This is a genomic window from Streptomyces macrolidinus, assembly GCF_023887685.1.
GTDB lineage: Bacteria > Actinomycetota > Actinomycetes > Streptomycetales > Streptomycetaceae > Streptomyces > Streptomyces macrolidinus.
The window spans coordinates 369,671-389,961 of sequence record NZ_JAMWMR010000001.1 but is presented as its reverse complement, the minus strand read 5'-3'; the positions used below and the strand labels follow the sequence as shown (position 1 = coordinate 389,961).

Here is a 20,291-nt window from a genome sequence, read left to right as displayed (position 1 = left end):
GGGTACGTGTCCGACGACGCGGCGAAGAGCGGGCGGTTGCGGGAGTTGCGCGACTTCCTCAGGAGCAGACGGGCCCGGATCACCCCGGCGGAGGCCGGGCTGCCCGACGGCGGGGCGCGCCGCCGTACCCCCGGGCTGCGCCGCGAGGAGGTCGCCGTGCTCGCGGGGGTGGGCGTCTCCTGGTACCAGTGGCTGGAGCAGGGGCGGGACATCTCCGTCTCCCCGCAGGTCCTCGACTCCGTGGCGCGCGTGCTGCGGCTGAGCAACGCCGAGCGGCGCCATCTGTACGCCCTCGCCGGGCTGAACCCGCCCGCGCCCGAGCCCGCGGCCGACCATCAGGGCGTCGAGGGCCTGCGGCGGCTGATCGACACCTGGATGCCGTTCCCGGCCCACATCATGGACCGGTACTACAACTGCGTGATGTACAACGAGGCCGCGGGCTGGGTGCTCGGCATGCGGCCCGAGACCACGCAGAACTGTGTCGTCGACTACTTCACCGACCCGACGTACCGCTCCCGCGCGCGGAACTGGGAGCAGAACGCGCGCCGGGTGGTCGCCCAGTTCCGCGCGTCGTGCGCGGACCGCCCCGACGACGAGGGGTTCCAGGCCGTGGTGGGCCAACTCAAGGCCGCCAGCCCGGAGTTCACCGAGCTGTGGGAGCGGCGGGACATCCAGGACGCCGGGCTGATCCGCAAGGAGCTGGACCACCCGCTGGTGGGCGAGCTGTGCGTGGAGGCCACGGCGCTGAAGGTACCGGCGCGCCCCGACCTGACGATCGTGCTGCACACCCCGCTGAACGAGGCGAACACCGCCGCGAAGCTGGAGTGGCTGGCCTCGCCGGAGGGCAGGCGCGGGGCGATGTACCCCGTCGCGGGATGACGGTCGTATCCCGTCGCGGGAACGGTCGCAGGGATGACGGTCGTACCCCGTCACGGATGGTGTCGGTCGCGCTTCGTATGCTCGGCAGATGACCGACAGCAACGCGCTCGACCCCGAGGACCTCAAGATCGTCACCCTGGCCCGTTCCGTACGGGCCCGCAACGGCGTGCCGGAGGGCGCGGCCGTACGGGACGAGACGGGCCGTACGTATGTGGCCGGGGCCGTGGCCCTGGATTCCCTGAAGCTGAGCGCGCTGCGGACGGCGGTGGCCATGGCCGTGGCGTCCGGCGCGACGTCGCTGGAGGCAGCGGCCCTGGTGACGGAGGCGGAGGTCGCGTCCGCCGAGGATCTGGCGGCCGTGCGGGACCTCGGCGGCGCCGGGACGCCGGTGCTGGTGGCCGGTCCCGACGGCACGGTCCGGGCGACGGTGGCGGCGGGCTGAGACCCGCGCCGACACCCGGTTTCGGCAAGATCGTTCTGCCCGGTGGGCGACCGGCGGTGCGGTGGGGCTCCGCGGATCAGGGACAATGGGCGCCATGAGCGTTCGTACCCAGTCATCCGAGCCGACCGAGGCCGTCCACCGGGCAGGCTTCGCCTGTTTCGTGGGCCGCCCCAACGCGGGCAAGTCCACCCTCACGAACGCTCTGGTCGGGCAGAAGGTGGCGATCACCTCCAACCGCCCGCAGACCACGCGGCACACGGTCCGGGGCATCGTGCACCGGCCGGACGCCCAGTTGATCCTGGTGGACACCCCCGGGCTGCACAAGCCGCGCACGCTGCTGGGCGAGCGGCTGAACGACGTGGTCCGCACGACCTGGGCCGAGGTCGACGTGATCGGCTTCTGTCTGCCCGCCGACCAGAAGATCGGCCCCGGTGACCGCTTCATCGCGAAGGAACTCGCGGGGATCAGGAAGACCCCGAAGATCGCGATCGTCACCAAGACGGACCTGGTGGACCCCAAGACCCTGGCCGAGCAGCTCATCGCGATCGACCAGCTCGGCAAGGAGCTGGGCTTCGAGTGGGCGGAGATCGTCCCGGTGTCCGCGGTCGGGGACAAGCAGGTCGAGCTGCTGGCGGAGCTGCTGGTCCCGCTGCTGCCCGAGGGGCCCGCGCTCTACCCCGAGGGCGACCTGACGGACGAGCCGGAGCAGGTCATGGTGGCGGAGCTGATCCGCGAGGCCGCGCTGGAGGGCGTACGCGACGAGCTGCCGCACTCGATCGCGGTGGTCGTGGAGGAGATGCTGCCGCGTGAGGACCGCCCGGCGGACAAGCCGCTCCTCGACATCCACGCGAACGTGTTCATCGAGCGCCCGAGCCAGAAGGGCATCATCATCGGCCCCAAGGGCAAGCGCCTGAAGGAAGTCGGCATGAAGTCCCGCAAGCACATCGAGGCGCTGCTCGGCACCCCGGTGTTCCTCGACCTCCATGTGAAGGTCGCCAAGGACTGGCAGCGCGACCCCAAGCAGCTTCGCCGACTGGGCTTCTGACCGGGCTCCCCCGGCGCGGGCGGAATCCCGCGCCGGTCACGCCGTTCTGCCGAACCCGATGGTCGGCACCGCCCGGCGTCGCGGCCAGGGATCGACGCACTCCGTCTTCGGCACCAGGCTCTCCAGGAACGCGTACCGGCTGAGCGCCGCGGGCTCCTGGCCCTCGTACGACTGGACGGCGCGCCACCACGCGGCGACCTCGGACCAGCCGGGCGCCGACAGCGAGCCGCCGAACTCCTGCACGGAGAGCGCGGCCGTCAGCCCCGCGAAGGCCAGCCGGTCGGCCAGCGGCCACCCGGCCAGGGTGCCGGTCACGAACCCCGCCACGAAGACATCGCCCGCGCCCGTGGGGTCCAGCGCCTCCACGGCGATCGCGGGCTCACTGGCACTCTCGCCCGTGCGCCGGTCCACGGCGTAGGCTCCCTCCGCGCCGAGGGTGACGACGGCCAGCGGCACATGCTCGGTCAGCGCGTGCGCGGCGGCGCGCGGGCAGCGGGTGCGGGTGTAGCGCATGGCCTCCTCCGCGTTCGGCAGGAACGCCTCGCAGTACTGGAGGTCCTTCAGGTTCGCCACGTCCCAGGCGCCGGTGTCGTCCCAGCCGACGTCGGCGAAGACGCGAGTGCCGCGCCCCGCGGCCTGCGCGATCCAGGGGGCGGGCCGGCCCGGGGTCAGCGAGGCGACGGCGGCCCGCGCGCGGGGCGGGCAGTCGGGCGCGGGCTCCTCGGGCGGCGGCTCGTGGCCGTGCGAGACCATGGTCCGCTCGTCGTCGTAGGCCATGGAGACGGTGACCGGGGAGTGCCAGCCGAGCACGGTCCGCGAGGCGGAGAGATCGATGCCCTCGCCCTGTTCGAGGGCGTCCCAGCAGTACTCGCCGTAGTGGTCGTCGCCGAAGGACGCCGCGAGGGCGGTCCGCAGGCCGAGCCGGGCCAGGGCGGTGGCCATGTTGGCGACACCCCCCGGGCTCGACCCCATCCCGCGCGCCCAGGACTCGGTCCCGCGCACCGGGGCGGAGTCGAGCCCGGTGAAGACGATGTCGAGGAAGACCGTCCCCGTGAGATACACGTCCCACGCGGGGTCCCCGGGCGCGCGCAGCGCCGCCAACGGGTCGACATGGGCCTGGTGGTGCGGCCCCTCTCCGAAGTACGCGGTCACGGTGGGCTCCTGACACGATACGGATTCAGCCAGTGTGCCCCACATGTCCCGCCGGAAGGTGCGGCTACGCGAACTCGTACGCGTCCACCTCGGCGAGGTAGCGGGCCCGGCGCTCCTCGTCGTGGTCCAGGAAGGAGGCGCGGAAGGAGTTGCGGGCCAGCTCGCGCATCCGCTCGGTGCTCAGGCCGAGCGCGTCCCGTACGGCGTGGTAGTTGTCCCCGGCGTATCCGCCGAAGTACGCGGGATCATCGGAGTTGACGGTGCACAGCAGCCCCGCCTCCAGCATCGCGGGCAGCGGGTGCCGGGCGAGGGCGTCGACGGCGCGCAGCCGGACGTTGGACAGCGGGCAGAGCGTGAGCGGCACTTGCTCGCGCACCAGCCGCTCGACCAGCGCCGGGTCCTCCATACAGCGCAGCCCGTGGTCGATGCGCTCGACACCGAGGACGTCGAGGGCCTCGGTGATGTACTCCGGCGGCCCCTCCTCCCCGGCGTGCGCGACCCGGCGCAGCCCGAGGGCGGCGGCGGCCTCGTACACCTCGCGGAACTTCACCGGGGGATGCCCGACCTCGGCGGAGTCGAGACCGACGCCGACGATCCGGTCGAGGTAGGGCTTCGCGGCGTCCAGCGTCTGCAGCGCCGACGCGGCGGACTCGTCGCGCAGGAAGCACATGATGAGCTGCGTGGAGACGCCGTGGTTCGCCTCGCTGCGGCCGAGAGCGCGCCACAGGCCCTCGACCACCGTCCCCATCGGCACGCCCCGGGCGATATGGGCCTGGGGGTCGAAGAAGATCTCGGCGTGCCGTACGCCCTGTGCGGCGGCCCGCTCCAGATAGGCGTTCGCGAGGTCCTCGAAGTCCTGCTCGGTCCGCAGCACGGCCATGAGTTCGTAGTACAGGTTCAGGAAGGACTGGAGGTCCTCGAAGGCGTACGCCTTGCGCAGCTCGTCGGTGTCGGCGTAGGGCAGTACGACGCTGTTGCGCGCGGCGAGCGCGAAGGCCAGCTCGGGTTCGAGGGTGCCTTCGATGTGGAGGTGCAGTTCGGCTTTCGGGAGAGGCATCGGGACATCGTACGGGCTGATCACGGCCGCCTCGTTCCCGCCACGGCCCGCCCGTCCGCCTCGCTTGTCCCCCTCCTCACCGCCGTTTCGGTACGGCCACCCGCATCAGGTCGCGTGCGACGGTCAGCTCTCCCTCGAACCCGGCCTCCCGCGCCTGCCGTTCGAACAGCTCGGGGTCGCCGTAGCGCTGGCTGAAGTGGGTGAGGACGAGATGGCGCACCCCGGCCCCGGCGGCGACCCGTCCGGCCTGCCCGGCGGTCAAGTGCCCGTGATCGGCGGCGAGTTGCTCGTCCTCGTCCAGGAACGTGGACTCGATGACGAGCAGGTCGCAGCCCTCGGCGAGCGCGTGGACGCCGTCGCACAGCCGGGTGTCCATGACGAAGGCGAAGCGCTGGCCGCGCCGTACCTCGCTGACCTCGTCCAGCGCGACCCCGTCGAGGGAGCCCTCCCGCTGGATCCGCCCGATGTCGGGGCCCTTGATGCCGTGCGCGGCGAGCCGCTCGGGCAGCATCCGGCGGCCGTCGGGCTCGACGAGCCGGTAGCCGTAGGACTCGACGGGGTGGGAGAGCCTGCGGGCCTCGAGGGTGTAGCCGGGGGTGACGGCGAGGGGCCCGTCGGCGGTGACGGGCGCCTCGGTCAGCGGGACGGTCTCGTGGTACGCCGTCGCGTACCGCAGCCGTTCGAAGAACCGTTGCCCCGACTGCGGGTAGTGCGCGGTGATCCGGTGGGGCACCCGGTCGAGGTTGATGCGCTGGACGACCCCGGCCAGGCCCAGGCAGTGGTCGCCGTGGAAGTGCGTGACACAGATCCGGTTCAGATCGTGGGCGGCGACCCCGGCGCGGAGCATCTGCCGCTGGGTGCCCTCGCCGGGGTCGAAGAGGATGCCCTCGCCGTCCCAGCGCAGCAGATAGCCGTTGTGGTTGCGGTGCCGGGTGGGGACCTGGCTGGCGGTGCCGAGGATCACCAGTTCACGTACGGACACGACGTCTTGTACCGCCTATCCGGGCGGCCACTGCAGGCCGCGGCCACCGAGGACGTGGGCGTGCGCGTGCCAGACGGTCTGTCCGGCGCCGCTGCCGGTGTTGAAGACGACGCGGTAGCTGTCCAACTGCTCCTGCGCGGCGACCTCGCCCGTCTCCTTCAGCAGGTCGGCGGTGATGGCCGGTTCGGCGGCGGCGAGGGTGGCGATGTCCCGGTAGTGGGCCCGGGGGATGACCAACACATGCGTCGGCGCCTGAGGGTTGATGTCCCGGAAGGCCACGGTGGTCTCGGTCTCCCGGACGACCGTCGCCGGGACCTGCCCGGCCACGACCTTGCAGAACAGACAGTCGTCCTGCGGCTCTCCCGCCATGTGCGTGCTCCTCACACAGACTTGATCAGTTACGGCATGGTATCGGTCGGACGGAGGCCGGGGTACGGCCCGTCACAGCGGCGGCAGCTGCGGGGGCCGCTTCGCCGGGTGCTCCTCCAACTCGGCCAGCGCGATCCGTACGGCCTCCTCCAGTTGCGCGTCGCGTCCGGCCGCGTGGTCCTGCGGGCGCTGGACGACCTCCACGTCCGGATCGACTCCGTGGTTCTCCACGCCCCAGCCGTGGCCCTCCAGCCAGAACGCGAACTTCGGCTGGGTCACCAGCGTTCCGTCGACCAGCCGGTACTTGCTGTCGATCCCGATGACACCGCCCCAGGTGCGCGTCCCCACCACCGGTCCGATGCCGAGCGTCTTGATGACCGCGTTCACGATGTCGCCGTCCGAGCCGGAGAACTCGTCGGCGACGGCGACGACCGGCCCGCGCGGGGCGTCCTCGGGGTAGCTGTAGGGGCGTCGGCCGCGCGGCAGGTCCCATCCCACGATCCGCCGCGCCAGCTTCTCCACGACCAACTGGGAGGTGTGCCCGCCCCGGTTCTCGCGGACGTCCACGACCAGCCCGTCCCGGGCGACCTCCACGCGCAGGTCACGGTGGATCTGGGCCCAACCGGGGGCCTGCATGTCCGGTACGTGCAGATAGCCGAGCCGCCCGCCGGACCGCTCGTGCACATACGCCCGCCGGTCCGCGACCCACGCGTGGTAGCGGAGCGGCTCCTCGTCGGCGATCGGGACCACGACGGCGTAGCGCGCGTCACCGCCGCCGGCCGGGGAGATCGTCAGCTCGACCGGCTTGCCCGCCGTTCCGACCAGCAGCGGTCCGGGGCCGGTCACCGGGTCCACGGGGTGCCCGCCGACCGCGAGGATCGCGTCCCCGGCCCGGACGGCAACGCCGGGCGCGGCCAGCGGCGCGTGGGCGCCGGGGTCGGAGGTCTCCGAGGGCAGGACCCGGTCGATGCGCCAACTCCCGTCCTCGTGGCGGGAGATGTCGGCTCCGAGCAGGCCCTGGCGGCGGTCGGCGCCCGGACCGTAGCCGCCCGAGGAGACATACGCGTGGGACGTGCCCAGTTCGCCCTGCACCTCCCACAGGAGGTCGACCAGGTCGTCATGGGTGGCGATCCGGTCCAGGACCGGCCGGTACCGGTCGAGGACGCCCTGCCAGTCGACGCCGCCCAGGTCGGGCCGCCAGAAGTTGTCCCGCATGAGGCGGCCGGTCTCGTCGTACATCTGCCGCCACTCGGCGGCCGGGTCGACGGTCTGCCGGACCCGCGAGAGGTCGACGGTGATGTTCGCGTCGCTGCTGTCGTCGTTCGGAGCGCTGCGGTCGCTCGGGACGACCTTGAGCTGGCCGCCGGTCCACAGCAGGACCCGCTTGCCGTCGCCGCTGACCTCGAAGCGGTCGGCGTCCGACGCCAGATGCTCCACGCGCCGCTGGAGCAGGTCGTAGCGCTCCAGCTCCGACTTGGGGTCGGGGTCGTCGGGGGTGGCGCGCGAGGCGCCGAGCACGCCCTGCACCGGATGCCGCAGCCACAGGACGCCGTCCTTCGCGGCCCGCAGCCCGGAGTAGCGCGCCGCCTCCACCGGGAACGGCACGATGCGGTCGGCGAGCCGCTCCAGGTCGATCCGGGTCGTGGGGGCGCCCTCGCTGTCGGGCGTCTCGTCCTTCTCGGGCGCTTCGAAGGGGCGGCCGTGCCGCTGCGGTCCGAAGGGGGACGGGGTGGTCGCGGCGAGCGTCATCAGATACGGCCGGGAGCCGCCCACGAACGCCAGGTCGAAGACGTGCTCGTCGTAGACCGGGTCGAAGGAGCGCGCCGAGAGGAACGCCAGGTGCTTGCCGTCCAGGGTGAACGCGGGCGCGTAGTCCCGGAAGCGAAGCGGTGTCGCCTCCGTCACCGACAGGTCGGTCATATCGGCGAGCTTGAGCTGCCGCAGAGCGCCCGGACCGGCGTGCGACCAGGCCAGCCAGGCCGAGTCCGGCGCGAAGACCAGTCCGGTGGCCTCGCCTTGCTCCCCGCGGTCGACCTCGCGCACCTCGCCGCTGTCCCGCTCGACGAGCAGCACCCGCCCGTCGTGCGCGGCGACCGCGACGCGGCTGCCGTCGGGCGAGACCGTGAGCGCGAGGACCCGCCCGAGCCGCCCGGCCGCGAGCCGCCGCGGCTCCGCGCCGAGTGCCGGTCCGGTGGCGGGCGCGAACTCCAACGCGTCGTCGCCCTCCGCGTCCGTCACCCACACCACCCACTCCTCGCCGTCCACGCGGAAGGTGTGCGGCAGCCGGGTGCGTACGCCGTGGTCGGCGGCGAGCGCGCGGGCGGGGCCCGAGCGGTGGGTGACCCAGTGGACGGCGCCGCGCACGGCGACCGCGCTGCCGCGCCCGGTGTGGTCGGGCGAGGCGGCCCCGAACCAGCGGGAGGCGCTGACGGGATACGGCTGCTGGTCGACGCGCTGGCCGCCGAGCCGGATGTCCAGCGTGCGGGGCTCGGCCCCGTCGAGGTCGTCCAGGAGCCGGAGTTCACCGGCCGAGGAGTACACGACCCGGGTGCCGTCGGTGGCGGCGTGCCGGGCGTAGAAGCCGCCGAGCGGGGTGTGGCGGCGCAGGTCCGATCCGTCGGCCGACGACGAGTACAGGGCGCCGACGCCCTCGTGGTCGGAGAGGAAGGCGAGGCGGTCACCGACCCACATCGGGTACTCGATGTTGCCGTCGAGGTCCTCGTGGAGCCGTACGAACTCCCCCTCGCCCGTGGGGTCGATCCACAGCTTGCCCGCGGTGCCGCCCCGGTAGCGCTTCCAGCGGGCGGCCTCGCGGCCCATGGTCGCGGACAGCAGCACGGTGGCCGGTCCGTAGGCGATGTCACCGACGGGGCCGTAGGGCAGGGTGGTCGCGGGGCCGCCGTCGAGCGGCACGGCGCGGGCCCAGGTGCGGCGCAGCGAGGCCTGGCCGGCCGTGCTGAGGGCGAGCACCCGGCCTTCGGGGGTCCAGCCGCGTACCTGGGTCTTCGCGCTGCCCCAGTGGGTCAGGCGGGTGGCGGGGCCGCCGTCGACCGGGGCCGTGTGGACCTCGGGGGCGCCGTCACGGGTGGACGTCCAGGCGACGGTCGCCCCGTCGGGGGATATCCGGGGATGGTCGACGGGCATGTTGTCGGCGCTGACCCGCCAGGCTCGGCCGCCGTCGAGCGGGGCGATCCAGACGTCGTCCTCGGCGGTGAAGGCGACCAACTCGCCGTGCAGGTGCGGGAACCGGAGATACGCGCGCGATGCGGACTGAGTCACCAGGCCACCCTAAGCATCAACCGCCCTACCTGACAGGCGATTTCCCCGCTCTTGTCCCCACTCTTGCCCCCGCTCTTGTCCGTACTTGCGCCCTGTTCCCGTCACTTGCCCTGGACAGGCCAGCAACTCGGGTCGCGCTGGCACCAGATGGTCCGGGTCACCGTGACGGTGGGGCCGGGCTGTCCGGGGACGGTCGGCTGGTACGAGGCGGGCGGGGTGTACGACGGCGCGCCGGGCGCGTCGCAGTTGCCGAGGCCCTCGACGTGGAACACCTGCTTGCCGCCGACCGTGGCCCTGAGGTCGCCGCGGACACACCTGCCGTCGACGGCGCGGGTGACCCGGCCCTTGACGGTGATGTCCTTGCCGTCGTCCGTCTGGCCCTTGCAGTCGACGGCGACGACCGTGTTCGTGGTCGAGGACGCCTTGCCGGACGTGGCGGAACCGGCCTTGTCGCCATAGCTGCCGGTGCAGGTCAGCCAGCGCACCTTCACATGCTGCTGTTCCAGCTTCCGGGTCGAGGTCTGACTGGTCGTGTACGCCACCGCCGTGGAACTCAGGTCGGTGGGCTCGCATGCGACGACTCCGGCCACGGCGACCACCACGATCCCGGTGACCGCCGCGAACCGCCGTCCGGACGGCCGTGGAATCCGCCTCAATGCACGCATAGGGGCAGCTTCCCACTGTCCCGCCCGCGACGGTAGAGCGCATACGGACACTCACGCGCCCGCGTGCGCCCCCGCCGACCGCCCCCCTGCAAGCCGTCAGTCACGCAGCAGCAGCCACTGCTGAAGCTCCACCAGATTGCCCTCGGGGTCCTTGAGATGCGCGACGCGCATCCGCTCCGTCATTGGGGCCGGACCGTGCAGAAGCGTGCCGCCCCGGGCGGTGATCCGCGCGCAGTACGCGTCGAGGTCGTCCACGCGCAGGACCACCAGCGAGCGGTGCCCGGTCGCCTCGTCGCCCACCTCGCCCAGGACCCGCGCCATCATGGCCCGGTCCTGGAGCGCGACACCCGCCGAGCCGGTGACAGGGCTGAACTTCTCGTACGGGCCGTCCACCTTCCCGGACTGGGGCTTGAGGCCGAGGACATCGGCGTAGAACCGGTAGCAGGCGGCGAAGTCCGAGACGAGCAGCCGCACTTGGGCGAGTTCCATACCGGGACCCCCTGGGGTGTGTCAGGACCAGCGGCCCGTGCGGCCCAGCAGCAGCGCTGCCGCCGCGGTACCGGCGGTCGAGGTGCGCAACACGCTACGCCCCAGCCGGAACGCCCGCGCGCCCGCCTCCTCGAACAGCGCCAACTCCTCGGGGGAGACGCCTCCTTCGGGCCCGACGACCAGCACGATCTCGCCCTCGGTGGGGAGTTGTACGGTCGCCAGGGGCTCCTCCCCGCTCTCGTGCAGGACCGCTGCGAAGTCCACTTGGCCGAGAAGTGCGGCAACCTGCCGGGTGGTCGCCGCGTCCGCGACCTCCGGGAAGCGCACGCGGCGGGACTGCTTGCCCGCCTCGCGGGCGGTGGCCCGCCACTTGCCGAGCGCCTTCACCCCGCGCTCGCCCTTCCACTGCGTGATGCACCGCGAGGCCGCCCAGGGGACGATCGCGTCCACCCCCACCTCGGTCATGGTCTCCACGGCCAACTCGCCCCGGTCGCCCTTGGGCAGGGCCTGGACGACGGTGATCCGCGGGGCCGCGGGCGGCTCCTCGCACAGGGAGTCCAGCTCCGTGACCACCAGCCGGTCCTTGCCCTCGGCGGCCTTGACCACGCCCTCGATCCACCGCCCGCGCCCGTCGGTGAGGACCACGTCCTCGCCGGGCCGCAGCCGCTTCACCGAGACGGCGTGCCGCCCCTCGGGTCCGTCGAGCACGAACTCCGGCCCGATGCCCTCGATCTGGTCCACGATGAACACGGGAGCGGTCATCGGTTCACCTCTTCCGTCGCCGACTCGGCCCTGGCCGCCTGGAGTTCCGCCGCCAGCACCGCCACCAGTTCCCCGGCGGGCAGTTCGCGGGCCATCCGGTGGCCCTGCCCCGCCCACAGCGCCATGCCCTGCGGGTCGCCCGCCTTGGCGGCGGCCTTGCGCAGCGGCGAGGTGAGGTGGTGGACCTCGGGGTAGGCGGCGGGCGCGTACGGGCCGTGCTCACGCAGGAAGCGGTTGACCAGACCGCGCGCCGGGCGCCCGGAGAACGCGCGCGTCAACTCCGTACGAGCGAACCGGGGGTCGGTCAGCGCCTGCTTGTACGGTGCGGCGGCGCCGGACTCGGGCGTGATCAGGAACGCCGTGCCGAGCTGGGCCGCGCTCGCGCCCGCCGCGAGCACCGCGGCGATCTGGCTGCCGCGCATGAGGCCCCCGGCCGCCACGATCGGGAGCCGTACGGCCTCGCGGACCTGGGCGAGCAGGGTGAGCAGCCCGAGGCCCGCGCCGTCGTTCTCGGGGTTGTCGCGATGGGTGCCCTGGTGGCCGCCGGCCTCGACGCCCTGCACGATCACCGCGTCGGCGCCCGCCTCCTGCACGGCGAGGGCCTCCTCCACGGTGGTCGCGGTGACCAGGGTGAAGGTGCCCGCGCGGCGCAGCGCGTCCAGGACCTTCGGGGCGGGGGTGCCGAAGTGGAAGGAGACCACCGGCACCGGGTTGTCGAGCAGTACGGCGAGCTTGGCGTCGTAGGCGTCGTCCCGGCCGCTGTCGGGGTCGCCCAGTCCGGTCTCGTACCAGGCGGCCTCGTCGGCGAGTTGATGCGCGTACATCTCGACGGCGGCGCACGACGGCGCGGTGCCGGCCGCGTTGGTGCCCGCGCCCGGCAGCTCGGGCTGCGGCAGGAACAGGTTCACTCCGAAGGGGCGGCCCGTGAGCGCGCGGAGTTGCTTGATCTCCTGGTACATGCCGTCGGCGGTCTTGTACCCGGCGGCGAGGAACCCCAGGCCGCCCGCCTCGGACACGGCGGCGGCGAGCTGGGGCACGGAGACGCCGCCCGCCATGGGAGCCTGCACGATCGGATACCGAAGCAGATCGGTCAGCGCGGAGGACATGACCGCATGGTGTCATGCCCCGCTATCAGGTCCGAATCCGGGCTTGCGCGGCATGTGTCAGGGATGGGGCGATACGGGAGCGCACGCAGGCCCGGAGCGGGGCGGTACGGGTCGGGGGCACCCGGCGGGCGGGCGCCCCCTTCACGTCAGCGCTTCACGTCAGCGCCCGTTGAACGCGTCCTTCAGGCGCGAGAACAGCCCCTGCTGCCCCGGCTGGAACTGCCCCTGCGGCCGTTCCTCGCCGCGCAGCTTGGCCAGCTCGCGCAGGAGTCGCTCCTGCTCGGCGTCCAGCTTGCCCGGGGTCTGCACCTCGACATGGACGATCAGATCGCCCCGGCCGCCGCCGCGCAGATGCGTGACGCCGCGGTCGTGCAGCGGGATCGACTGCCCGGACTGCGTGCCGGGCCGGATGTCGACCTCCTCCATGCCGTCCAGCGTCTCCAGCGGGACCTTCGTGCCGAGGGCCGCCGCCGTCATCGGGAGCGTGACCGTGCAGTGCAGGTCGTCGCCGCGGCGCTGGAAGACCGCGTGCGGCAGTTCGTGGACCTCGACGTACAGGTCGCCCGCGGGGCCGCCGCCGGGGCCGACCTCGCCCTCGCCCGCGAGCTGGATCCGCGTGCCGTTGTCGACACCGGCCGGGATCTTGACGGTGAGCGTCCTGCGGGAGCGCACCCGTCCGTCGCCCGCGCACTCCGGGCAGGGGTTGGGCACGACCGTGCCGAAGCCCTGGCACTGGGGGCAGGGCCGGGAGGTCATGACCTGGCCCAGGAAGGACCGGGTGACCTGGGAGACCTCGCCGCGGCCACGGCACATGTCACAGGTCTGCGCGGACGTGCCGGGCGCGGCACCCTCGCCGCTGCACGTGGTGCAGACGACGGCCGTGTCGACCTGGATGTCCTTGGTCGTGCCGAAGGTGGCCTCGTCGAGATCGATCTCGAGCCGGATCATGGCGTCCTGGCCGCGGCGGGTGCGCGAGCGCGGTCCGCGCTGCGACGCCGTGCCGAAGAACGCGTCCATGATGTCGGAGAAGTTGCCGAAGCCGCCCGCGCCGAAGCCGCCCGCGCCGGCGCCGCCGGACTGGGACAGCGGGTCGCCGCCGAGGTCGTAGACCTGCTTCTTCTGCGGGTCCGAGAGCACCTCGTAGGCGGCGTTGATCTCCTTGAACCGCTCCTGCGTCTTCGGATCGGGATTGACGTCCGGGTGCAGCTCGCGCGCGAGCCGACGGAACGCCTTCTTGATCTCATCCTGCGACGCGTCGCGGCGCACGCCGAGTACGGCGTAGTAGTCCGTGGCCACTTACGACTCCGCCAGGATCTGTCCTACGTACCGTGCCACCGCTCGTACCGCTCCCATCGTTCCCGGGTAATCCATGCGGGTCGGGCCGACCACGCCGAGTTTCGCTACTGCCTCGCCGCCCGAACCGTAGCCCACGGAGACCACGGACGTGGAGCTGAGTCCTTCGTGCGCGTTCTCATGACCGATACGCACCCGCATGGCCGGATCCTTCGCCTCACCCAGCAACTTGAGGAGCACGACCTGCTCCTCCAGCGCCTCCAGCACGGGCCGGATGGTGAGAGGGAAGTCATGCCCGAAGCGGGTGAGATTGGCGGTGCCGCCGATCATGAGCCGTTCCTCGGTCTCCTCCACGAGCGTTTCCAGCAGCGTGGAGAGCACCGTCGTGACCGTACCGCGGTCCTCGGCCTCCTCGAAGGCTTCCGGGAGGTCCTGCACCAGTTGCGGGACGTCCGTGAAACGGCGTCCGGCGACCCGGCTGTTGAGCCGGGCGCGCAGATCCGCGAGGGCGGTCTCGCCGAACGGGGCGGGGCAGTCGATCATGCGCTGCTCGACCCGTCCGGTGTCCGTGATCAGCACGAGCATCACCCGCGCGGGCGCCATCGACAGCAGCTCCACATGCCGCACCGTCGAGCGGGTCAGCGAGGGGTACTGCACGACGGCGACCTGCCGGGTGAGCTGCGCGAGCAGCCGAACCGTACGCGCGACGACGTCGTCGAGGTCCACCGAGCACTCCAGGAAGTTCTGGATCGCCCGGCGCTCGGGGGCGGTCATCGGCTTGACGCCCGCCAGTCTGTCGACGAAGAGGCGGTAGCCCTTGTCCGTGGGGATGCGTCCGGCGCTGGTGTGCGGCTGGGCGATGTAGCCCTCGTCCTCCAGCGCGGCCATGTCGTTGCGGACCGTGGCCGGGGAGACGCCGAGCTTGTGCCGCTCGGTGAGCGCCTTGGAGCCCACCGGCTCCTCGGTGCCGACGTAGTCCTGGACGATGGCGCGCAGCACTTCCAGCCTGCGTTCACTCAGCATCCGCGCACCTCCAGCTCTTCGCCCCGTTGACGTTCCTGGCACTCGGTCCGTGCGAGTGCCAGCATCCCCGGCCCAGTGTACGGCCGTCGGGTACGCCCCCGGCAAGGGTGGGCCCTGCCTCCGTACCGACGTGTACCGACCTGTCCGGTGCTGTCCCGCCGGTCCCGCCGGGCCGCCTCCGCCGATAGCGTCGCCGTATGACGGTGTTGTGGGAAGAGTCCGGGTGGGAGGCGCTCGGTCCGCGCGCGGGGCGCGTACGGCTTCCGGTCTGGGACTGTACGGCCGGTCTTGTGGTCGGTGCGCACGGGGCGCTCCTGATCGATCCGGGGGCGAGCCTGGCCGAGGGCGCGCGGTTGCGCGCCGAGGCGCGGCGGCTGCTCGCGCCCCTGGGCGCGGGACGGCGTGTGACACATCTCGCCCTCACCCACCCCCACTTCGACCATGTCTTCGGGGCCGCGGCCTGCGCGGACGCGGAGGTGTTCGGGGCGGCGGGCCTCACCGCACTGCTCGCCCGCGGGCGCGAGGAGCTGCGCGCGGACGCGGTACGCCACGGTCTGACCCCGGAGGAGGCGGCCGAGGCCGCGGAGGCGCTGGTGCGTCCGGACCACGAGGTCGCGGGCGAACGGACGCTGGAGCTGGGCGGGGTGGAGGTGCTGCTGGCGACCGTGGGGCCGGGGCACACGGCCCATGACCTGGCCGTCCTCGTCCCCGGGAGCCCCCGGGTGGTGTTCTGCGGGGACCTGGTGGAGGAGTCCGGTGAACCGCAGGCGGGCCCGGACGCGGTGACCTCGCGGTGGCCGGCGGCCCTGGACCGGCTGCTGGCGCTGGGCGGCGAGGACGCGCTGTACGTTCCGGGGCACGGCGCGGTGGTGGACGCCGGGTTCGTCCGCTCCCAGCGGGACGAACTGGCGGCCCGTTTCGGCGTGTCGTAGCCGGTCGTACGCCCATCACACCCCCGCTTCTCCTATCGTCATCCGAATGCGCGCGTACTCACCCGATCTGACCCCGCCCTGGAAGAAGCCCCGGCCCGCACCGGAGGTCCCCGCGGACCCCGGTCTGGTGGTCGAGGAGCCGCGTACGGGCTTCTGCGGCGCGGTGATCCGCTGCGAGGCGGGCACGGTCACCCTGGAGGACCGCTTCGGCAAGCACCGGGTGTTCCCGCTGGAGCCGCGGGGGTTCCTGCTGGAGGGGCGGGTGGTGACACTGGTGCGCCCCGCGCAGGCGCCGGCGCGCGCGACCCGTACGGCGTCGGGTTCGGTGGCCGTCCCCGGCGCCCGCGCGCGTGTGGCCCGCGCCGGGCGCATCTACGTGGAGGGCCGCCACGACGCGGAGCTGGTCGAGAAGGTGTGGGGCGACGACCTGCGCATCGAGGGCGTGGTGGTGGAGTACCTGGAGGGCGTGGACGACCTGCCGTCGATCGTCGCGTCCTTCTCCCCCGGCCCGGACGCCCGCCTCGGCGTCCTGGTGGACCACTTGGTCCCCGGCACCAAGGAGTGGCGTATCGCGCAGTCGGTGACCAGCGAACACGCGCTGGTGGTCGGCCACCCGTACATCGACATCTGGGAGGCGGTGAAGCCGGCGTCCCTGGGCATCGAGGGGTGGCCCCGGATCCCGCACGGCCAGGACTGGAAGACAGGGGTGTGCCGCGCGCTGGGCTGGCCGGAGAACACGGGGGCGGCCTGGCAGGGGATCTTGTCGCGGGTGCGGTCCTACAAGGATCTGGAGCCTGAACTGCTGGGCAGGGTGGAGGAGTTGATCGACTTCGTCACGGTCGGTTGTGCGGCTTGACGGCCGGGTAGGTTTCGAACTCGCTGGTGTCCAGTTTGATGCCGAGCGTCTCCAGTGGCACCGAATCGCCGAACTTGGTCACCCGCTGCACCTCGTAGTCCGCTTCTCCGCCGGCGCCTGTCGGCTCGGTGAGCAGGACACAGTGGGCCATGATGGGATCGATGATCAGATAAGCGGGGATCTTGCCTGCTGCGTAGATCGAACGCTTGATGCTGTAGTCCCGTTCGACGCTGGTCTTGGACACGACTTCGACGAGCATGGTGACTACCTCGGACGGCATGAGCTGCCCGCTGCGTGGCCCGACCCCGCGCTCGACCAGCACGAGGTCCGGCAAGGGTTCACTCGTCTCTTGCAGGATTGCGACTGCCTGTACCTGAAGGCGCCTCCATTCCCGTCGCGGGAACTGGTCGAGAACCGCCTCAACGATGTCGTTGTGCACCAGGTCCGGCGACGCCATCATCACGATTTCCCCCCGCAGGAGCTCGGCCTTGTATCCCTCGGGAACCTCGAGGTTCTCGAAGAACTCCACGACGTCGGTGGTCATCGGTCGGTCCATCACAGCGGTCATCTCCGCAGCCTCCGGTTTCTGCCACCGTCAATTACGGCAGCAGCGTACGAACAAGGTTAGGGACCGAACCCCCATTCCGCACCGATTCACCCGCCGGAGTGATCAGTCCACCAGATCCCGCACCACCGCATCCGCCAGCAGCCGCCCCCGCAAGGTCAGAACGGCCCGCCCCTCCGCGTACGGCCCCTCCTCCAGCAGCCCTTCCGCCAGGGCTCGGCGGGAAGCCGCCAACCCCGCCTCCCTCAGCAGGGACAGTGGTGCGCCCTCCCGTAGCCGGAGTTCCAGCAGGACGCGTTCCACCCGGCGGTCCTCGTCCGACAGGATCTCGCGGCCGGCACCGGGCGAGCGGCCCGCCGCGAGGGCCGACGCGTACGCGCCCGGGTGCTTCACGTTCCACCAGCGCACCCCGCCCACATGACTGTGGGCACCCGGTCCCGCGCCCCACCAGTCGGCGCCGCGCCAGTACAGCTCGTTGTGCAGACAGCGGCCCGCCTCGGAGGTGGCCCAGTTGGAGACCTCGTACCAGTCGAAGCCCGCGCGTGTCAGCACGTCGTCCGCGATCAGGTAGCGGTCCGCGTGGACGTCGTCGTCCGTCATCGGGATCTCGCCCCGGCGGATGCGGTGCGCGAGCCGGGTGCCGTCCTCGACGATCAGGGCGTACGCCGAGATGTGGTCGGGGCCCGCGCCCAGCGCGGCGTCCAAGGACGCCCGCCAGTCGTCGTCCGACTCCCCCGGTGTGCCGTAGATCAGGTCGAGGTTGACGTGCGCGAAGCCCGCCGCGCGGGCCTCGGCCACGCAGGCCTCGGGGCGGCCGGGGGTGTGGGTGCGGTCGAGGATCTTCAGTACATGCTGCTTCGCGCTCTGCATACCGAAGGAGATCCGGTTGAAGCCGCCCTCCCGGAGCGTGGCCAGATACCGCTCGTCCACGGACTCGGGGTTCGCCTCCGTGGTGACCTCCGCGTCGGCCGCGAGGCCGAACTCGTCGCGGATGGCCTTCAGCATGCGGACGAGGTCGGCCGCGGCCAGCAGCGTGGGCGTGCCGCCGCCGACGAAGACCGTACGGACCTCGCGGGGGTCGTCGCCGAGGACCTTGCGCGCGAGGCGGACCTCGTCGGTGAGGGTCTCGGCGTAGTTGTCGCGGGAGGCGAGCACACCGCCCGTGCCGCGCAGCTCGGTGGCGGTGTAGGTGTTGAAGTCGCAGTAGCCGCAGCGGGTGGCGCAGTACGGGACGTGCAGATAGAACCCGAGGGGCCGCTCGGCGGCACCGGCGAGCGCCTGCACGGGCAGCGCGCCGTCGGCGGGGACGGGCTCGCCGTCGGGAAGTGCGGAAGGCATGCCTTCATTGTCCAGCACCCGCGCGGTTGCCCCTCTCCCGCACGCGCACGGTCACCGCGCCGTCACACGGCCTGGAGGACCAGCAGGGCCAGGTCGTCCTCCGGCGGTCGCTCGCCGAACTCGTGCACCAGGCGCCGGATGCGCTCGGCGATCGGTTCCGCGGCGAGTCCCGCGCAGTCGGCGAGGGCGGCGGCGAGTCCGTCGCCGTCGTCGAACTGGCGGGTGCCGCAGCGCCGTTCGGTCACCCCGTCCGTGACGCACAGCAGAGTGTCGCCGCGGCCCAGTTCGAAGGTGTCGCAGCCGTATGTCTCGTCCTCGATCACGCCGAGCAGGGTCTGCGGGCGCGCGACGGTCCGGACGTCGCCGTCCCGGGTGAGGACCAGCGGCAGCGGGTGCCCGGCGCTGGCCAGGGTGCAGCGCAGGCCGCCGTCGATGAGGGTGAGTTCGCCGAAGAGCAGGGAGAGGAAGCGGTTCTGCGGGGCGTCACCGGAGGCCGGGGGCCGTCCGCCCGCGGCGGCCAGGACGCGGGCGGCGGCGTCGGCGGCCTCGGTGGCGTCGTCGAGGAGGAGCTGGTTGAGGCGGTCCAGGACATCGGCGACGCCGTAGCCCTCGCGGGCCAGCAGCCGCAGCCAGGGGCGGGCGAGCCCGATGACGACGGCGGCCTCCGCCCCCTTGCCCTGGACGTCGCCCACCGCGAAGCACCAGCGCCCGTCGCCGGTCGGGAAGAGGTCGTAGAAGTCGCCGCTCGGGCCGCCCTTGACGCACGGCTCGTAGACGAGGGCGCTGCGCACCCCGGGGATCTCGGCGACCGCGCCGGGCAGCAGCCCGCGCTGGAGCACCGCGCTGATGGTGGCCTGGCGGGCGTACTGCCGGGCCGCGCCGATACCGAGGGCGACCCGGCGGCTCAGGTCCTCCACCAGCCCCGTGATCTCGTCGGGGAAGCGGGGCAGCCCGGCCCGTCCGATGACGAGCGTGCCGAGCGGACGGCCCCCGGCGATCAACCGGTAGGCGAGCGCGGCGCCCTCCGTCGCGCGCGGGCCGAGGGCCTCCGCGGGCCAGGGATAGGGGACCGGGCCGGAGCGCAGGTCCTCGGTGGCGCCCGGCGGGTCCTTCTCCAGGACCCGGCGCAGCTCCTCGATGTGGTTCTCGCTGCCGTGCCAGACACGGGCGAGGCGCGGGCCCGCAGCTCCGGTGCTGTCGTGCCGGCCTCCCCCGGAGCCCCACCGGGCGGTGGACTCGTCCTCCAGCCACACCGCGCACCAGTCGGCGAGCCGGGGCACGAGCAACTGCCCGGTGAGCGCGGCGACCAGGTCCTCGTCGAGCTGTCCGGCGAGCAGGTCGGAGGCCTCGGCGAGGAAGGACAGCGCGCCGCGGCCCAGCCACTCGCGGTCGCGGTCGGCCCGCTGGGCCTCGGGGGCGAGGATCTCCGCGAGCCCGGGGCCCGGCTCCGCCTCGTACGGGTCCGCCTCCCGCGCGGCCTCGGCGGGCAGCCGCGCCCACACCGTCTTGGCGCCCGTGCGATAGCTGACGCCCCACTCCTCGGCGAGCGCGGCGACGAGCCGCAGCCCCCGGCCGTACTCCGGCTGCTCGTACGGGCTCTCGGAGCCGTGGGCGCGGGGGGCGCGTGAGGGGTGCTGATCGGACACCTCGACGGCGCACGCGCCGGTCTCCGGCTCGAACCGCACGGCCAGTTCGACATCCGTGCCCGCGTGCACCACGGCGTTGGTGACCAGTTCACTGACGACGACCAGGACGTCGTCGGCGAGCCGTTCGGGAACGCTCAGGCCGAGGTCCCGCCAGTCCATGAGCGCCGCACGCGCCAACGCACGGGCGGATCCCGGGGCGAGAGGGCTGCCGGGCAGCGTCGTCCGCACATCGCTCCACGCCGCGTGTCCCGCACGCCGCCGCGCCACCGGATCACCGGGGCGGGCCCCCGTCTCCCACTGCGTCGGAATGGCCCCCATCTACCGCTCCCCGAGCAATCGGACGAAAGGTCGGTCGTTGCAGACAGGCTGACAGACCGGGTGCGTCTATATGCACGGAGTTATGGAAGTGAT

The 20,291-nt window shown here is 72.6% G+C and carries 19 protein-coding genes; 5 read left to right on the top strand and 14 right to left on the bottom strand.

Going from position 1 to position 20,291, the window contains the following annotated elements:
• Positions 1-6 precede the first annotated feature (6 nt).
• The 3 genes from NGF19_RS01820 to era all read left to right on the top strand — a co-directional run bounded on the left by NGF19_RS01820 (position 7) and on the right by era (position 2,366).
• Positions 7-879, top strand: coding sequence for a helix-turn-helix transcriptional regulator (locus NGF19_RS01820; protein WP_252421626.1), 873 nt, complete (start codon positions 7-9; stop codon positions 877-879).
• An 88-nt stretch (positions 880-967) separates the two neighbouring features.
• Complete coding sequence (locus tag NGF19_RS01815; protein WP_252421625.1) at positions 968-1,321, top strand: cytidine deaminase-like protein; 354 nt, start codon at positions 968-970, stop codon at positions 1,319-1,321.
• 85 nt (positions 1,322-1,406) lie between these two features.
• Positions 1,407-2,366, top strand: a complete 960-nt coding sequence (gene era / locus NGF19_RS01810) for a GTPase Era (protein ID WP_252421624.1) — start codon at positions 1,407-1,409, stop codon at positions 2,364-2,366.
• A 36-nt stretch (positions 2,367-2,402) separates the two neighbouring features.
• Here the strand turns inward: era and NGF19_RS01805 are convergent, their stop codons facing one another.
• The 11 genes from NGF19_RS01805 to hrcA all read right to left on the bottom strand — a co-directional run bounded on the left by NGF19_RS01805 (position 2,403) and on the right by hrcA (position 14,543).
• A complete protein-coding gene (locus tag NGF19_RS01805) occupies positions 2,403-3,563 on the bottom strand; it encodes a carbohydrate kinase family protein (RefSeq protein WP_289733812.1) in 1,161 nt (386 codons plus the stop codon).
• A gap of 19 nt (positions 3,564-3,582) precedes the next feature.
• On the bottom strand, positions 3,583-4,575 hold the full coding sequence (locus tag NGF19_RS01800; RefSeq protein ID WP_252421622.1) for an adenosine deaminase: 993 nt from the start codon (positions 4,573-4,575) through the stop codon (positions 3,583-3,585).
• Between the two features lie 76 nt (positions 4,576-4,651).
• Positions 4,652-5,557 (bottom strand): ribonuclease Z, encoded by a 906-nt coding sequence (locus tag NGF19_RS01795; protein WP_252421621.1) that lies wholly within the window; start codon positions 5,555-5,557, stop codon positions 4,652-4,654.
• 15 nt (positions 5,558-5,572) lie between these two features.
• Positions 5,573-5,926, bottom strand: coding sequence for a histidine triad nucleotide-binding protein (locus tag NGF19_RS01790; protein ID WP_252421620.1), 354 nt, complete (start codon positions 5,924-5,926; stop codon positions 5,573-5,575).
• Between the two features lie 72 nt (positions 5,927-5,998).
• A complete protein-coding gene (locus NGF19_RS01785) occupies positions 5,999-9,205 on the bottom strand; it encodes a S41 family peptidase (RefSeq protein ID WP_252421619.1) in 3,207 nt (1,068 codons plus the stop codon).
• A gap of 101 nt (positions 9,206-9,306) precedes the next feature.
• Positions 9,307-9,870, bottom strand: a complete 564-nt coding sequence (locus NGF19_RS01780; protein ID WP_252421618.1) for a hypothetical protein — start codon at positions 9,868-9,870, stop codon at positions 9,307-9,309.
• 96 nt (positions 9,871-9,966) lie between these two features.
• Complete coding sequence (locus tag NGF19_RS01775; protein WP_252421617.1) at positions 9,967-10,359, bottom strand: VOC family protein; 393 nt, start codon at positions 10,357-10,359, stop codon at positions 9,967-9,969.
• Positions 10,360-10,380: 21 nt separating this feature from the next.
• Positions 10,381-11,121 carry a 16S rRNA (uracil(1498)-N(3))-methyltransferase gene (locus NGF19_RS01770; RefSeq protein WP_252421615.1) on the bottom strand — a complete coding sequence of 247 codons (741 nt, stop codon included), beginning with the start codon at positions 11,119-11,121 and terminating at the stop codon, positions 10,381-10,383.
• Positions 11,118-12,227 carry a nitronate monooxygenase gene (locus NGF19_RS01765; protein ID WP_252421613.1) on the bottom strand — a complete coding sequence of 370 codons (1,110 nt, stop codon included), beginning with the start codon at positions 12,225-12,227 and terminating at the stop codon, positions 11,118-11,120. The genes NGF19_RS01770 and NGF19_RS01765 overlap by 4 nt, the downstream gene beginning before the upstream one ends.
• A gap of 159 nt (positions 12,228-12,386) precedes the next feature.
• Entirely contained in the window at positions 12,387-13,523 is a 1,137-nt protein-coding gene (gene dnaJ, locus NGF19_RS01760) for a molecular chaperone DnaJ (RefSeq protein WP_252421611.1), read from the bottom strand.
• Positions 13,524-14,543 (bottom strand): heat-inducible transcriptional repressor HrcA, encoded by a 1,020-nt coding sequence (hrcA, locus tag NGF19_RS01755; protein ID WP_252421609.1) that lies wholly within the window; start codon positions 14,541-14,543, stop codon positions 13,524-13,526.
• A gap of 197 nt (positions 14,544-14,740) precedes the next feature.
• Here hrcA and NGF19_RS01750 point away from each other — a divergent pair, with 197 nt between their 5' ends.
• Both NGF19_RS01750 and NGF19_RS01745 read left to right on the top strand, forming a co-directional pair.
• Entirely contained in the window at positions 14,741-15,475 is a 735-nt protein-coding gene (locus NGF19_RS01750; protein ID WP_252421607.1) for an MBL fold metallo-hydrolase, read from the top strand.
• A gap of 46 nt (positions 15,476-15,521) precedes the next feature.
• Positions 15,522-16,331: a DUF3097 domain-containing protein gene (locus NGF19_RS01745; RefSeq protein WP_252421605.1), complete on the top strand. Its 810-nt coding sequence runs from the start codon at positions 15,522-15,524 to the stop codon at positions 16,329-16,331.
• Here NGF19_RS01745 and NGF19_RS01740 read toward each other — a convergent pair.
• From NGF19_RS01740 to NGF19_RS01730, 3 genes are all read right to left on the bottom strand, one after another.
• Positions 16,309-16,899, bottom strand: a complete 591-nt coding sequence (locus NGF19_RS01740) for a Uma2 family endonuclease (RefSeq protein WP_252421604.1) — start codon at positions 16,897-16,899, stop codon at positions 16,309-16,311. The genes NGF19_RS01745 and NGF19_RS01740 overlap by 23 nt on opposite strands.
• A 102-nt stretch (positions 16,900-17,001) precedes the next feature.
• On the bottom strand, positions 17,002-18,234 hold the full coding sequence (gene hemW / locus NGF19_RS01735) for a radical SAM family heme chaperone HemW (protein WP_252421602.1): 1,233 nt from the start codon (positions 18,232-18,234) through the stop codon (positions 17,002-17,004).
• Between the two features lie 62 nt (positions 18,235-18,296).
• Positions 18,297-20,198, bottom strand: coding sequence for a SpoIIE family protein phosphatase (locus NGF19_RS01730; RefSeq protein WP_252421600.1), 1,902 nt, complete (start codon positions 20,196-20,198; stop codon positions 18,297-18,299).
• Positions 20,199-20,291: the final 93 nt, after the last annotated feature.